Annotated in this window: 14 protein-coding genes; 7 read left to right on the top strand and 7 right to left on the bottom strand. The window is 61.6% G+C overall.

Going from position 1 to position 13,068, the window contains the following annotated elements; translation table 11 throughout:
• The first annotated feature begins 247 nt into the window (after positions 1 to 247).
• Together AC1MDC_RS22435 and AC1MDC_RS22430 are read left to right on the top strand one after the other, a co-directional pair.
• A complete protein-coding gene (locus tag AC1MDC_RS22435; RefSeq protein WP_085698666.1) occupies positions 248 to 1,294 on the top strand; it encodes a class I SAM-dependent methyltransferase in 1,047 nt (348 codons plus the stop codon).
• 81 nt (positions 1,295 to 1,375) lie between these two features.
• Positions 1,376 to 2,224, top strand: a complete 849-nt coding sequence (locus AC1MDC_RS22430; protein WP_480393678.1) for an NAD-dependent protein deacetylase — start codon at positions 1,376 to 1,378, stop codon at positions 2,222 to 2,224.
• Here AC1MDC_RS22430 and AC1MDC_RS22425 read toward each other — a convergent pair.
• Positions 2,208 to 3,086, bottom strand: coding sequence for a LysR substrate-binding domain-containing protein (locus tag AC1MDC_RS22425; RefSeq protein WP_480393677.1), 879 nt, complete (start codon positions 3,084 to 3,086; stop codon positions 2,208 to 2,210). The two genes, AC1MDC_RS22430 and AC1MDC_RS22425, sit on opposite strands and share 17 nt — an antisense overlap.
• Positions 3,087 to 3,354: 268 nt before the next feature.
• Between AC1MDC_RS22425 and AC1MDC_RS22420 the strand changes: the two genes are divergently transcribed.
• From AC1MDC_RS22420 to AC1MDC_RS22410, 3 genes are read left to right on the top strand one after another with little or no spacing between them, the layout of a single operon-like run.
• A complete protein-coding gene (locus AC1MDC_RS22420; protein ID WP_085698663.1) occupies positions 3,355 to 4,053 on the top strand; it encodes a CoA transferase subunit A in 699 nt (232 codons plus the stop codon).
• A 24-nt stretch (positions 4,054 to 4,077) separates the two neighbouring features.
• Entirely contained in the window at positions 4,078 to 4,743 is a 666-nt protein-coding gene (locus tag AC1MDC_RS22415; RefSeq protein WP_085704101.1) for a CoA transferase subunit B, read from the top strand.
• Between the two features lie 11 nt (positions 4,744 to 4,754).
• Positions 4,755 to 5,936: an acetyl-CoA C-acetyltransferase gene (locus AC1MDC_RS22410; RefSeq protein WP_480393676.1), complete on the top strand. Its 1,182-nt coding sequence runs from the start codon at positions 4,755 to 4,757 to the stop codon at positions 5,934 to 5,936.
• Between the two features lie 114 nt (positions 5,937 to 6,050).
• Here AC1MDC_RS22410 and AC1MDC_RS22405 read toward each other — a convergent pair whose 3' ends face one another.
• Complete coding sequence (locus AC1MDC_RS22405; RefSeq protein WP_416383552.1) at positions 6,051 to 7,319, bottom strand: Nramp family divalent metal transporter; 1,269 nt, start codon at positions 7,317 to 7,319, stop codon at positions 6,051 to 6,053.
• A gap of 127 nt (positions 7,320 to 7,446) precedes the next feature.
• Positions 7,447 to 7,986, bottom strand: coding sequence for a chalcone isomerase family protein (locus AC1MDC_RS22400; RefSeq protein ID WP_085698659.1), 540 nt, complete (start codon positions 7,984 to 7,986; stop codon positions 7,447 to 7,449).
• Positions 7,987 to 8,133: 147 nt separating this feature from the next.
• Between AC1MDC_RS22400 and AC1MDC_RS22395 the strand changes: the two genes are divergently transcribed.
• Complete coding sequence (locus AC1MDC_RS22395; RefSeq protein ID WP_085698658.1) at positions 8,134 to 8,907, top strand: hypothetical protein; 774 nt, start codon at positions 8,134 to 8,136, stop codon at positions 8,905 to 8,907.
• 86 nt (positions 8,908 to 8,993) lie between these two features.
• Positions 8,994 to 9,560: a DcrB/PsbP domain-containing protein gene (locus tag AC1MDC_RS22390; RefSeq protein ID WP_085698657.1), complete on the top strand. Its 567-nt coding sequence runs from the start codon at positions 8,994 to 8,996 to the stop codon at positions 9,558 to 9,560.
• 3 nt (positions 9,561 to 9,563) lie between these two features.
• On the opposite strand, the gene AC1MDC_RS22385 is transcribed toward AC1MDC_RS22390, so the two are convergent.
• The 4 genes from AC1MDC_RS22385 to AC1MDC_RS22370 form a co-directional block, all read right to left on the bottom strand.
• Entirely contained in the window at positions 9,564 to 10,280 is a 717-nt protein-coding gene (locus tag AC1MDC_RS22385; RefSeq protein ID WP_480393675.1) for an alpha/beta hydrolase, read from the bottom strand.
• Positions 10,281 to 10,346: 66 nt separating this feature from the next.
• A complete protein-coding gene (locus tag AC1MDC_RS22380) occupies positions 10,347 to 11,459 on the bottom strand; it encodes a succinylglutamate desuccinylase/aspartoacylase family protein (RefSeq protein WP_266201230.1) in 1,113 nt (370 codons plus the stop codon).
• 127 nt (positions 11,460 to 11,586) lie between these two features.
• On the bottom strand, positions 11,587 to 12,366 hold the full coding sequence (locus AC1MDC_RS22375; RefSeq protein ID WP_085686295.1) for an ABC transporter substrate-binding protein: 780 nt from the start codon (positions 12,364 to 12,366) through the stop codon (positions 11,587 to 11,589).
• A gap of 254 nt (positions 12,367 to 12,620) precedes the next feature.
• Positions 12,621 to 13,055, bottom strand: a complete 435-nt coding sequence (locus AC1MDC_RS22370; RefSeq protein ID WP_480393674.1) for a rhodanese-like domain-containing protein — start codon at positions 13,053 to 13,055, stop codon at positions 12,621 to 12,623.
• Between the last annotated feature and the right edge of the window lie 13 nt (positions 13,056 to 13,068).

Raw genomic sequence — 13,068 nt, 5'->3', positions numbered from 1 at the left:
CCCACTGTGTCGCTGCTGTGTTCGACCGCCGGAACAATTGGCACCTTGTGTATCCAACAGCCACAGAGATACACAGCGATACATGACCACCACGGATTCCAACAGCGGCTAGACTCAATCAGTACCCAGTCGAGGGGGCCGCAGGACAGCAGTGTCGCCCTGCCCGTTTCCACGACCACCGCCCGGTGGTGAATGCCTCGACACCCCACCGCCACCGGACTGTGATCCTGTCAAAGGAGCACATGAAATGGACGAGGCCAGACTCAACGAATTCATGGGCAAACTGGTCAACGACATGGGTGGCGCGGCGATGCTCGCCAATGTCATTGTCGGCGAAGAACTCGGCCTCTACCGGGCAATGGCCGACAGTCAGCCGATCAGTCCCGAGTCCCTCGCTGCAAAAACCACCTGCAATCCGCGACTGGTACGCGAATGGCTGAGCGCCCACGCGGCGTCCGGCTATATGGAACACCACGACGGCAAATTCCGTCTGCCGGAAGAACAGGCGCTGGCCCTGGCCAAGGAAGATTCGCCGGTGTACGTGGCCGGCGGGCTCGGCGTGGTGGCGTCGTTTTTCCATGACAAGGACAAACTGGTCAAAGCCATGCGCGGCAACGGCGCCCTGCCCTGGGGCGATCACCATCCGTGCATGTTCACCGGCACCGAGCGCTTCTTCCGGCCAGGCTACAAGGGGCATTTGATTGCCGAATGGTTGCCGTCGCTGAACGGCGTGGTGGCCAAACTTGAAGAAGGCGCCAAGGTCGCCGATGTGGGCTGTGGGCACGGAGCGTCCACGGTGATCATGGCTCAGGCGTATCCCAACTCGCGGTTCGTTGGCTTCGACTATCACGCGCCTTCGATCACCGTCGCCACCCAACGGGCCGAAGAAGGCGGGGTCAGCAGTCGCGCGCGGTTCTTCCAGGGCACGGCGAAAAGCTATCCCGGCGATGACTATGACCTGATCTGTTATTTCGACTGCCTGCACGACATGGGCGACCCGGTCGGTGCGGCGAAGCATGCCTACGATTGTTTGAAGGACGACGGCACGGTGCTGCTGGTCGAGCCGTTTGCCAACGACACCCTGGACGAAAACATCACGCCGGTCGGGCGTTTGTTCTACGCCGCCTCAACGTTCATCTGCACGCCAAACTCGCTGTCCCAGGAAGTGGGCCTCGGCCTCGGTGCGCAGGCGGGCGAGTCGCGCTTGCGCAAAGTGTTCACCGAAGCCGGCTTCAAACACTTCCGGCGGGCAACGCAGACGCCGTTCAACCTGATTCTGGAGGCACGCAAGTAACCTCGGGCAGCGGATGCCTCTGAAAAGAGGCGTCCGTCGGTGCTAACCTGCAAGGCACTTACAGCCTGCGGAGCGCTGATCATGCTCGACCGTCCCTTCGTCGACCCACTCGATTATCTGCAACAGGCCATGGCCGACGGCGACTTCATTGTGCTGACCGGCGCCGGTATCAGCACGCCGTCGGGCATCCCGGACTACCGCGACACCGACGGTGTGCGCCGTGGCCGGCAGCCGATGATGTACCAGGAATTCCTCGCCGCCCCGCAATCGCGCCGTCGCTACTGGGCGCGGGCCATGCTCGGCTGGCCGCGCGTGCGCCAGGCCCGGCCGAACGCTGCCCATGAAGCGCTGGCCAGCCTGCAAAGCCAGGGGCGGATTGGCGGATTGATCACCCAGAATGTCGACACCCTGCACGATCAGGCCGGCAGTCACGATGTCATCGAACTGCACGGCAGCCTGCACCGGGTGTTGTGTCTGGATTGCGGCCAGCGCAGCGAGCGGGACTCGATTCAGCAATTGATGGAAACGCAGAACCCTTACCTGGCGGGTGTCGATGCCGTGCAGGCACCGGATGGCGATACCTTGCTCGACCCGGCCTTCGAGGCGCGGTTCCAGGTGCCGCATTGTCCGTATTGCGCAGGCGAACGGATGAAGCCGGACGTGGTGTTTTTTGGTGAAAACGTGGCGCAACCGACGGCGGCGCGGGCCATGGCGCTGGCGGAAAATGCCGCCGGGATGCTCGTGGTCGGCTCGTCGCTGATGGCCTATTCGGCGTTTCGCCTGTGCCGGGTGATTGCGGATCGGGGCAAACCGCTGATTGCGATCAATCTGGGGAAGACCCGGGCGGATGAGTTGCTGGATTTGAAGATTGAGGGGTCGTGCGAACAGTTGCTGCCGCTATTGGCACAACGCCTCAATGCTCAGCCTTAAGGATGTCGAACAACGCCTGAGCCGCTGCCGACAATTCATTACCCGAATCCGTCAGCACGCCAATCGCCCGCTCCACCACCGGCTCGTGCAAGGTCAGGCAATGCGCGCCCAGTTCGCGCATCTGCCCGGCACACAATGCCGGCACCGCACTGACGCCCAGTCCGCTCGCCACCATCCGCCCCACCGTCGCCAGTTGATGGCTTTCAAACTCCACCGGCAGTTTCATCCCTCGGGCCTGCAAGTGTTCTTCCAGCATCACCCGCACCGTGGACGGTCGTTGCAGGGTGATGAACGGTTCCTGCAGCAACGTCTGCCAGTCAATGTCACTGCAACCCGCCAGCGGCGAATCCTGCGGCACCACCGCGACGAAACGATCCCGGTAAAGCGGCGTGAAGCTCAGCGAAGTGTTCTGCATCGGCTCGAAGGCCACGCCAAGTTCGACCTGACGATCGCGAACCATTTCCAGCACTTGCTCGTTGATCACGTCGTTGACCGTGACGTTGACGTTCGGATAACGCGCGCGGAAGGTCTTGAGGATCGGCGGCAGCAGGTTGCCGGCAAACGACGGCATCGCCGCCAGCGTGACGCGCCCGCGCTGCAGGCTGAAGCGCTGGCGCATTTCGTCTTCGGCGTTGTCCCAGTCGGCGATCAGGCGCCGGGCCAGCGGCAACAGCGATTCCCCTTCAGGGGTCAGCGCCACGTTGCGGGTGTTGCGGCTGAACAGACGCCCGCCCAGCCCCTCTTCCAGCGCCTTGATGGTCAGGCTCAACGCCGATTGCGACAGGTGCAGGCGCTCGCAAGCCACGGCGAAGCTCAGGCTCTGGGCCACGGCGAGAAAGGCGCGGATCTGCTTGATGGTCATGAACGATTCACTCAAGGGACTAAGCTGAACACCTCATTGATCGTTCCCAAGCTCTGCGTGGTAACGCAGCCCGTGACGCTCCGCGTCACTGGGACGCGGAGCGTCCCCGGAGGCATTCCCACGCAGAGCGTGGGAACGATCAACGAGGCCAATATTGAGCTTTATCAATCAATCAACCTTAAAAATCAACTTAACAAATATATCCTCCAGCGCGACACTCCATCCATTCGGCTAGCCAGCCGCCCGACAAACAATAAAAGAGGTGCATATGGCAGGTTTCGACAAGCGCGTGTATTCCTACGAGGAAGCCATGGCAGGTCTTGAAGACGGCATGACCGTGATCGCCGGCGGCTTCGGCCTGTGCGGCATTCCGGAAAACCTGATCGCCGAGATCAAGCGCAAGGGCACCCGTGACCTCACCGTCGTTTCCAACAACTGCGGCGTCGATGGTTTCGGCCTCGGCGTGCTGCTGACCGACCGTCAGATCCGCAAGGTGGTCGCCTCCTACGTAGGCGAAAACAAACTGTTCGAAGAGCAACTGCTCAAGGGCGACATCGAAGTCGTCCTGACCCCGCAAGGCACCCTGGCCGAAAAAATGCGCGCAGGCGGCGCCGGCATCCCGGCCTTCTTCACCGCCACCGGCGTCGGCACCCCGGTCGCCGAAGGCAAGGAAGTGCGTGAATTCCACGGTCGCAAGTACCTGATGGAAGAGTCCATCACCGGCGACTTCGCCATCGTCAAAGGCTGGAAAGCCGACCACTTCGGCAACGTCATCTACCGCCACACCGCCCAGAACTTCAACCCGCTGGCCGCCACCGCCGGCAAGATCACCGTGGTCGAAGTCGAAGAAATCGTCGAACCCGGCGAACTGGATCCGGCACACATCCACACGCCCGGCATCTACGTCGACCGGGTCATTTGCGGCACGTTCGAAAAACGCATCGAACAACGCACCATCCGCAAATAATCCAGGCTGACGGAGAACAAGAACATGGCACTTACCCGCGAACAAATGGCTCAACGCGTCGCCCGCGAAATGCAGGACGGCTTCTATGTGAACCTCGGCATCGGCATTCCGACCCTGGTCGCCAACTACATCCCCGAAGGCATGGAAGTCATGCTGCAATCGGAAAACGGTCTGCTCGGCATGGGCCCTTTCCCGACTGAAGAAACCATCGACGCCGACATGATCAACGCCGGCAAACAAACGGTGACCGCGCGTATCGGCGCATCGATCTTCAACTCCGCCGAATCCTTCGCGATGATCCGCGGCGGCCACGTCGACCTGACCGTACTCGGCGCGTTCGAAGTGGACGTACAAGGCAACATCGCCTCGTGGATGATCCCCGGCAAACTGGTCAAGGGCATGGGCGGTGCGATGGACCTGGTGGCCGGCGCCGACAACATCATCGTGATCATGACCCACGCGTCCAAGGACGGTGAGTCCAAGTTGCTGAGCCAGTGCAGCCTGCCGCTGACCGGCGCCGGTTGCATCAAGCGTGTGCTGACCGACCTGGCGTACCTGGAAATCGAAAATGGCGCTTTTGTCCTCAAGGAACGCGCACCTGGCGTCAGCGTCGAGGAAATCGTCGCCAAAACCGCTGGTAAGCTTGTCGTCCCGGATCACGTACCGGAAATGCAGTTCGCTGCCGAGTGAGGAATTCGAAAATGCAAGACGTCGTCATTGTTGCCGCCACGCGTACCGCGATCGGCAGTTTCCAGGGTTCGCTGGCCACCGTCTCCGCCGTGGATCTGGGCGCAGCGGTCATCCGCCAGTTGCTTGAGCAGACCGGTCTGGACGGTGCTCAGGTCGATGAAGTCATCATGGGCCAGGTGCTGACCGCCGGCGCCGGCCAGAACCCGGCGCGCCAGTCGGCGATCAAGGCCGGCCTGCCCCACGCCGTTCCGGCCATGACCCTGAACAAGGTCTGCGGCTCGGGCCTCAAGGCCCTGCACCTCGGTGCACAGGCGATCCGTTGCGGCGACGCGGACGTGATCATTGCCGGCGGCCAGGAAAACATGAGCCTGGCCAACTATGTGATGCCGGGCGCGCGCACCGGTCTGCGCATGGGTCACGCGCAAATCGTCGACACCATGATCAGCGATGGTCTGTGGGATGCGTTCAACGATTACCACATGGGCATCACTGCCGAGAACCTGGTCGAGAAATACGGGATCAGCCGCGAGCAGCAGGACGCCTTTGCTGCCGCATCGCAACAGAAAGCCGCTGCTGCCATCGAGGCCGGTCGCTTCGTCGATGAAATCACCCCGATTCTGATCCCGCAGCGCAAAGGCGATCCGGTGGCGTTCAAGGATGACGAACAGCCACGCGGCGACACCACCGCCGAATCCCTGGCCAAACTGCGTCCAGCGTTCAAGAAGGACGGCAGCGTCACCGCCGGCAACGCTTCATCGCTGAACGACGGCGCGGCTGCGGTCATTCTGATGAGCGCCGAAAAAGCCAAGGCCCTGGGCCTGCCGGTGCTGGCGAAAATCGCCGCCTACGCCAATGCGGGCGTCGACCCGGCGATCATGGGCATCGGCCCGGTTTCCGCCACTCGCCGCTGCCTGGACAAGGCTGGCTGGAGCATCGGCCAGCTCGACCTGATCGAAGCCAACGAAGCCTTCGCCGCGCAATCGCTGGCGGTGGCCAAGGATCTGCAATGGGATCTGGACAAGGTCAACGTCAACGGCGGCGCCATCGCCCTCGGTCACCCGATCGGTGCATCGGGCTGCCGTGTGCTGGTGACTCTGCTGCACGAAATGATCAAGCGTGATGCGAAAAAAGGTCTGGCGACCCTGTGCATCGGTGGCGGTCAAGGCGTGGCCCTGGCGCTGGAACGCGCGTAAGCGCAAAACAGGTTCAACAGCGGGCGGCGGATCCACGACATCCACTGCCCGTTGGCAACAAACCCGGTACGGCTCACGTCGCACCGGGTATTTTTTCGCCTGCGGTTCAGCGAATCAGACGGCCATTTGCAGAATCAGCCACGCATTGGCTCCGCTGATCACCGCAAACAATCCCCACGCCAGAACCTTGGTAGGCAACCGGTTCACAAACGGCCCCATCAGCTGTTTGTCATTGGTCATGCGAATCAGCGGATACAGCGCAAACGGCAATTGCAGGCTTAACACCACCTGGCTCAGCACCAGCAACTTGCCCACCGCGCCGTCCCCCATCAGCCATACGCCGATGAACGCCGGAATCAGCGCCAGTCCGCGGGTGATCAGGCGTCGCTGCCAGCAGGGAATGCGCAGGTTCAGATAGCCTTCCATGATCACTTGTCCGGCGATGGTGCCGGTGAAGGTCGAACTCTGCCCCGAAGCCAGCAACGCCACACCGAACAGCACGCTGGCCAGCGCGCCGCCCACCAGCGGGTCGAGCAAGTGATAGGCGTCCTGAATATCGACCACATCGGTGTGCCCGGACTGATGGAAGGCTGCCGCCGCGAGAATCAGGATCGCCGCGTTGACCAGCAACGCCAGCGCCAGCGAACCGATGGTGTCGATGCGCGCCAGTTTTACCGCGTCCTGCTTGCTGGCAAGGTCCTTGCCGATCAGCCGCGTCTGCACGATCGAAGTGTGCAGGTACAGGTTGTGCGGCATGACGGTGGCGCCGAGGATGCCGATGGCCAGATACAACGGCGCCGCATCGCTGATCGCCGACAGTGACGGTTTGAAACCTTGGGCGACGTCTGGCCAGTACGGTTTGATCAGCAGCAATTCAACGAAGAAACACGCGCCGATGGTGCCCACGAGCACCAGCATGATCGCTTCCAGTCGGCGGAAGCCACGGTTTTGGAGGGCCAGCACTAGCAACGTATCGAACGCTGTCAGCGCGATACCGAACGTCAGCGAACAACCCAGCAGCAAGTGAAACGCCAGCGCGCAGCCGAGTACTTCTGCCAGGTCTGTCGCGATGATCGAGATTTCCGCCAGCACCCATTGCAGCCGCGCAGTCGGAGTGCTGTAACGCTCGCGGGACAGCTGCGCCAGGTCACGCCCTGTGGCAATACCCAGCCGCGAACACAGACATTGCACGACCATGCCCGACAGGCTCGCCAGCAACACCACGAACAACAGGCTGTAACCGAAGCGCGAACCGGCCTCGATCGCGGTGGCCCAGTTGCCCGGGTCCATGTAGCCGATCGACACCAGCAGACCGGGGCCGGCAAAACGCAACACGCGCTTGAAGAACGAGGCATTGGGGTCGACCGGGACACTGCCGGCCACTTCCGGCGGGCAGAACGGCGCCGTGGCGATTTTGGGCAAGCTGAATTTCACGCACACATCCAGAAACAAGTCGAAAGACGCAGCTTAGACGTTTCAGTCGGCGTGCCCAAGAGCAGATGTGCTGCGCTCAGGGTTTCGCATTGCCAAGCAATTGCTGGCGCAACTGGGGACTGCGCGTGCGCGGGTCGAGCCAGATGTCGAAAAACGCTCGGGCAAACTGCGGATCATCGATTTCATGCTGCAACTGTTGACCGACAAAAAACCGCGCGCCCTGCCCCGGCAGATACACCCCGGTGATCCGCGTGCCGGCCTGGACGTCGACGAACGATTGCTGCATCTGGGCCTGCCAGACCGCCAATTGCGCCGGGCTGATGGAAGCACCGGCCAGGCGTTTGATCTCATCGACACTGGCCTTGACCAGATCATCGCGAGACACGTTGCGCCGGTAGATCAATTCCAGGGCGAAGGGCTGACCGTCGGCCAGTGGACGCGCGGCACTCCACAGCCGAGCGTTATAAATGTCGAAACCGAACACACTGAAATCCCCGGTGCCGATGATCTGCGCACCGGGCACCGCATCCTGCCAACTGGCCCAGGTCGGCGTCAGCAACAGCGCCCACAAGCCGATTCCGCAACATCCACTCAACACCTTCGGTGTTCTGCTCATCGCGGTAATGACTCCGGTTAACCCTGATAGTCAGAGCATAGTCGGCGATCACGCCCGACACTTTGTATACATTTATTGCATGCATTTGCAGCAATCCACCAACGACAGTGCTAACGTGGCCCCCATTGACCCGATGGAGCGACCTGCGTGCTGATCCTCAAACTGCTGCTGATTCCCGGTTTCCTGCTGCTGATTTCCCTCGCCGGCAAGCGTTGGGGCCCCAGTGTCGCCGGGTGGCTGTCGGGTTTGCCGGTGGTGGTCGGGCCGATTCTGTTTTTCCTCGCCATCGAGCAAGGCCCGGCGTTCGCCGCGCAATCGGCGATTGCGGCGCTGTCGGCCATGTTTGCGATGATCGCGTTTTGTGTCACCTACGCGCAGGTTGCTCAGCGCGCCAACTGGCCGTTGGCATTGGTTGTTTCTTTATCGGTCTGGGCCGTGTTGGCGCTGATCCTGTCGCTGATTCCGGCGTCGCTGCCCTTCTCCATCGCTGCCGCTGCGACCGCCCTTCTTGCTGCGCCGTACCTGTTTCCCAAGGTGCAACCGGTGGTCGGCGGTCCGGCGCCGAAGTCGGACAAACTGGTCTGGCGGATGATCGCCGGGGCGGCGCTGACGCTGGTAGTGACGATGCTGGCCAGCACCGTCGGCGAGCGCTGGAGCGGTCTGCTCGCGGTGTTCCCGGTGCTGGGCAGCGTGATGGCGGTGTTTTCCCAGCAGACCCGGGGCCCGGCATTTACCGCCGCATTGTTGCGAGCGACGGCGACAGGGATGTATTCGTTTTCGGCGTTTTGTCTGGTGTTGGCGCTGACGGTTCCAAGCCTGGGTTTCGGCGGTTTCGTGGTGGCGGTGGCCGTTTCGGTGGCGATGCTGGGCGTCACCCGGCAACTGTTGGCCAGACCGGCGCCGGCACCGTCACCGAACTGACCCCGACCGGACAAACCGCGCTGGAGTGCCGGGCACGCTCCATGGGATGATCGCCGCCCAAGCGCGACCATCCCTCGGAGATTCGAATGTCATTGCTTAGCAAGAAAGCCGTCGTCCTGTTGCTGGCGGCGGTGGCCGGTTTCGGCGCCATCAATGCTCAGGCAGCCAAGGCCAAAGAGAAGGCTGTCACCGAGAAAGTCTCGATGCTCGACGGCAAGTTCAGTTTTGTTCTGCCCAAAGGCTTCGTCGGCGACCCGCTGCCAGCCGGGCCGACCGGTGCCAAGGGCACCATGTACAGCAACGACGCCACCAAGACTGTGGTCATCGTCGCCGAAAACCAGATTCCCGAAGGCAAAAACGTCAAGGACAACGACAGCGCGTTCCTCGACGGCACGGTGTCCGATTTCATCGATGCCCAGCACAAGGCGATGCCCGACTTCAACAAACTCAGCGAAAAGAGCCTGACCCGCAAAGGCAATGGCCTGGGCTTGCGTCAGGTCGACAGCACCGCCACCCAGGGCGGCGGCCAGACTCTCAACACCACATTGCTGGCCGGCTCCGGCACGCGCATGGCGCTGGTCCAGGTGATTTCCCGGGTCAGCGACAAGAGCGGTCACGAGGCGCTGGTGAAAACCATCCTCAAGGAAAAGTGATGCTCAGGGATTGAGTTGCTGCAGCCAGTCGTTCAGATCCCGCAGTTCGGCCGCACTGATACTGTGGCCAACGCCGGGGTAGGCATGAAGTTGCGGTTTGTAATCCAGTTTCTCCAGCAGCGCTTTGGCCGCTGTGGCGCCACTGTAAGGCACGCGGTCATCCGCCGTGCCATGGCCGATGAAGATCGCCAGCGGCGGATGCTGTTGCTCTGACTTCAGCTCACCCTTGAGCACCGGCAACACTCGCCCGCTCAACGCGGCGATGCCGGCCACCACCGCCGGCTGCCGCAGCCCGACCTCGTAGGTCATCATCGCGCCCTGGCTGAAGCCGATCAGGTACACCTTGTCCGGTTGCGCGTGATATTTCTGCGCCGCAGCGGCGATAAAGGCCCGCAGTTTCTGGCTGCTGGCCTTCAGATCATCGGTCTCGCCGTTGTAGGCGCCTTCGCCTTTCTTGCGAAACCACTGGAAACGCCCGTCTCCCAATACCATCGGTGCCTGCACCGACAGGTAGTTGTACTGTTTGGGCAACTGGAATTTCATGCCGATCAAATCCGCTTCGTTGCTGCCATAGCCGTGCAGGAAAATCACCAGCGGACGCTGTTCGGCATCCGGGTGCACCTGGGCCAGGTAGTTGAGCGGTAGATCGTTTTGCAGCGAGGTCTGAGCCTGAACGGCAGTGGACGCCAGCAGCGTCAACAGCGCAAACACCTTCAACATAAGCCTTCCTTCACACAGTGCAGGGTTCGGGGCAGAGCCTAACACTGTGATCCGGATGACGGGGTATCAGTCGTTGATCAGCTTGCCCGCCCGGATCGGCTCGCGCCCCGCTACTTTCGCCTGCCAGATACCCGGCTGGGTGTAGCGACCGCGATCGATGGCGAACAACACGCCGCTGGTGCCGGCGCGCACGGTGGTCACGCGGTCGTTCAACGGGTCGACCACTTCGAACAGCGCATCGCCGCGCTCGACCCATTCACCGGCATCGCGCAGGAAACTCACCACGCCGTGGTGCGGGGCGAACAGGTATTCGGTGCCTTCGAACGGCATGCCTTCGCAGCAGGCTTGCGGCGCCTTCGGCCATTCGCCGCTGATGAAGCCCTGCTCGGCCAAAAAGCCCAGGATCGCCTCGCAATTGGCCTGAGCCTGATCGACGCGGGTGTCGCCCATACTGCCCAGTTCCAGGGTGGTGGCGAGGTTGGCCGGTGGAATCGCAGCGTTCGGGAAGGCCCGGGCCAGGCGCAACCACGGCGAGGAGCAGGACTCGTCGAACGAACTGCCGCCAGAATCTTCACACAACAGTGCCACGCCAGCCTTCAGGCGTGCGGCAAGGGATTGCCACTGCGACCAGTGTTGCGGCAGTGCGTAAAGATGAATCGCGGCGTCGAAATCGCAATGCAGATCGAGGGTGATGTCGGCCTCACAGGCGTGGCGCAGCAACAGACGGTGCAGCGCTTCCAGTTGCGAGGCTGGCGCTGGCAGTTCGTCGAGGATCTGGCCCATGGTCTGGCGGATCAACGCAATGTTGGCCTGGGCATCACCGCCCAACTGCTCGCCGATACGCTCGGCCACCGGCGCACTGAGTTCGACGAAGGAGCGGTTGAAGTTCTTGCCGCTGCCCAGCTCGAAGCGCCCCATGTGGCTGCCTTGCAGATGCTGATCGAGGCCGATCGGGTTGGCCACCGGCACCAGTTCGACCACGCCTTGCAACTGGCCGTTGCTTTCCAGTTCGGCCAGGCGCTTTTTCAGCTCCCATGCGGTGCGCATGCCCGGCAGTTCATCGGCGTGCAGGCTGGCCTGGATGTAGACCTTGCGCGGGCCGGCGCCGTAACGGAACACGCTCAGGGAACGTTCGCTGCCCAGGTGGCTCCAGGGCAGAAGATGGTCGATGCGTTGCATGGGGAACTCCGGAAATTCTGTGGTCGCTGCCAACGCAGTGACCGCATTGAAAATGTGCTGACAGGATAAATCACGGGCGAAAAAAAAGTGGCCACCGCGTCAACGGGGCCACTTTTTCTACGGCGTATTAATGGCCGTACACGTCAAAGTCGAAGTACTTGTCCTGCACTTGCTTGTACTTGCCGTTGGCGCGGATTTCATTGATGGCCGTGTTGAATTTCTCTGCCAGCTCGGTATCGCCTTTACGCACTGCGATACCGGCGCCACCGCCGAAGTACTTGGCGTCTTCGTAGGTCGGGCCGACGAATTCAAAGCCTTTGCCGGCATCGGTTTTCAGGAAGCCGTCGCTCAGGTTGACCGAGTCGGCCAGCATCGCGTCGATACGACCGGAGACCATGTCCAGGTTGGCTTCCTGCTGCGAGCCGTAACGCACCAGCTCGATGCCGGCCGGCACCAGCACTTCGGTGGCGTAACGGTCGTGGGTACTGGCGCGCAGCACGCCGACTTTCTTGCCTTTGAGTTCGACCAGCGGGTCTTTCACGCCAGAGCCTTCCTTCATCACGAAGCGCGCCGGGGTGTGGTAGTACTTGATGGTGAAATCGACGTTTTTCTTGCGGTCGTCAGTGATGGTCATCGAGGACAGGATCGCGTCGATCTTCTTCACTTTCAGCGCCGGGATCAGGCCGTCGAACTCTTGCTCGACCCAGGTGCATTTGACTTTCATCTGCTCACACAGCGCATCGCCGATGTCCACGTCGAAACCGGCCAGTTTGCCGTCAGGGGTTTTCATCGAGAATGGCGGGTAACCGGCTTCGATACCGATACGGATCGGTTTGGCGTCTTCGGCCACGGCGGTCAGGGACAACATCGACAGTGCCAGGGCACCGAACATAACCAGCTTTTTCATTTATTACTCCCGTGTGCGGAGGCTTTTATTGGCAGCTTTCGATTGTCAGGTTCGGCCTTGGGCTGTGTCGCGCAAAGAAACCGAAGTGGCCGGCAGTCTATGGCGGCGCGCACGGGGCAAATTGTTTTTAAGCGACAAATACTTACAGAAAATCGGCGACTGCCGTCACATGGGAAAAGCGTGCGCCAGAGCGGTGCAAGCCTTGTAGGACAAAGCCGACAAAAGCTGCCGCCAAAGCGGCAACTTTCCGATTATCAGCAATCGCAAGCGATCGGGGCGGTGGCGGCGCGTGGTGTCGCAACACTCAACTGGAAGCCTTCATCCAGCCATCCGGTCACCCCGCCGATCATCTCCTTGACCGGATAACCCAACGCCGCCAACTTCACCGCGGCCTTATTGGCGCCATTGCAATGGGGACCGGCGCAATAGACCACGAAAAGCGTGTTTTTCGAGTAGGTCACCAGCCCCTCCGCCGTCAGCAAACGCCCGGGAATATTGATTGCCCCCGGCACATGCCCACGCTCGAAGGCCAGCGGCCCGCGCACGTCTACCAGGACAAAATCGACCTCGCCAGCCTGCTGGCTGCTGAAGACGTCGGAACAGTCGGTTTCGAAAGTCAGACGGTTGCTGAAATGCATCAGGGCAACGGCCGAAGGCGCTGCAGGAATTTCGCGAACCAGGCTGGGCATGTTGAATCACTCC

The sequence above is a fragment of the Pseudomonas sp. 1 genome (assembly GCF_056626735.1).
The sequence above is the reverse complement of the archived record's forward strand: the minus strand, read 5'-3'. Positions and strand labels throughout refer to the sequence as shown.

Coding starts and splice junctions, on each gene's coding strand:
- AC1MDC_RS22435 (WP_085698666.1), top strand. CDS start 248: ATGGACGAGGCCAGACTCAACGAATTCATGGGCAAACTGGTCAACGAC.
- AC1MDC_RS22430 (WP_480393678.1), top strand. CDS start 1,376: ATGCTCGACCGTCCCTTCGTCGACCCACTCGATTATCTGCAACAGGCC.
- AC1MDC_RS22425 (WP_480393677.1), bottom strand. CDS start 3,086: ATGACCATCAAGCAGATCCGCGCCTTTCTCGCCGTGGCCCAGAGCCTG.
- AC1MDC_RS22420 (WP_085698663.1), top strand. CDS start 3,355: ATGGCAGGTTTCGACAAGCGCGTGTATTCCTACGAGGAAGCCATGGCA.
- AC1MDC_RS22415 (WP_085704101.1), top strand. CDS start 4,078: ATGGCACTTACCCGCGAACAAATGGCTCAACGCGTCGCCCGCGAAATG.
- AC1MDC_RS22410 (WP_480393676.1), top strand. CDS start 4,755: ATGCAAGACGTCGTCATTGTTGCCGCCACGCGTACCGCGATCGGCAGT.
- AC1MDC_RS22400 (WP_085698659.1), bottom strand. CDS start 7,986: ATGAGCAGAACACCGAAGGTGTTGAGTGGATGTTGCGGAATCGGCTTG.
- AC1MDC_RS22390 (WP_085698657.1), top strand. CDS start 8,994: ATGTCATTGCTTAGCAAGAAAGCCGTCGTCCTGTTGCTGGCGGCGGTG.
- AC1MDC_RS22385 (WP_480393675.1), bottom strand. CDS start 10,280: ATGTTGAAGGTGTTTGCGCTGTTGACGCTGCTGGCGTCCACTGCCGTT.
- AC1MDC_RS22380 (WP_266201230.1), bottom strand. CDS start 11,459: ATGCAACGCATCGACCATCTTCTGCCCTGGAGCCACCTGGGCAGCGAA.
- AC1MDC_RS22375 (WP_085686295.1), bottom strand. CDS start 12,366: ATGAAAAAGCTGGTTATGTTCGGTGCCCTGGCACTGTCGATGTTGTCC.
- AC1MDC_RS22370 (WP_480393674.1), bottom strand. CDS start 13,055: ATGCCCAGCCTGGTTCGCGAAATTCCTGCAGCGCCTTCGGCCGTTGCC.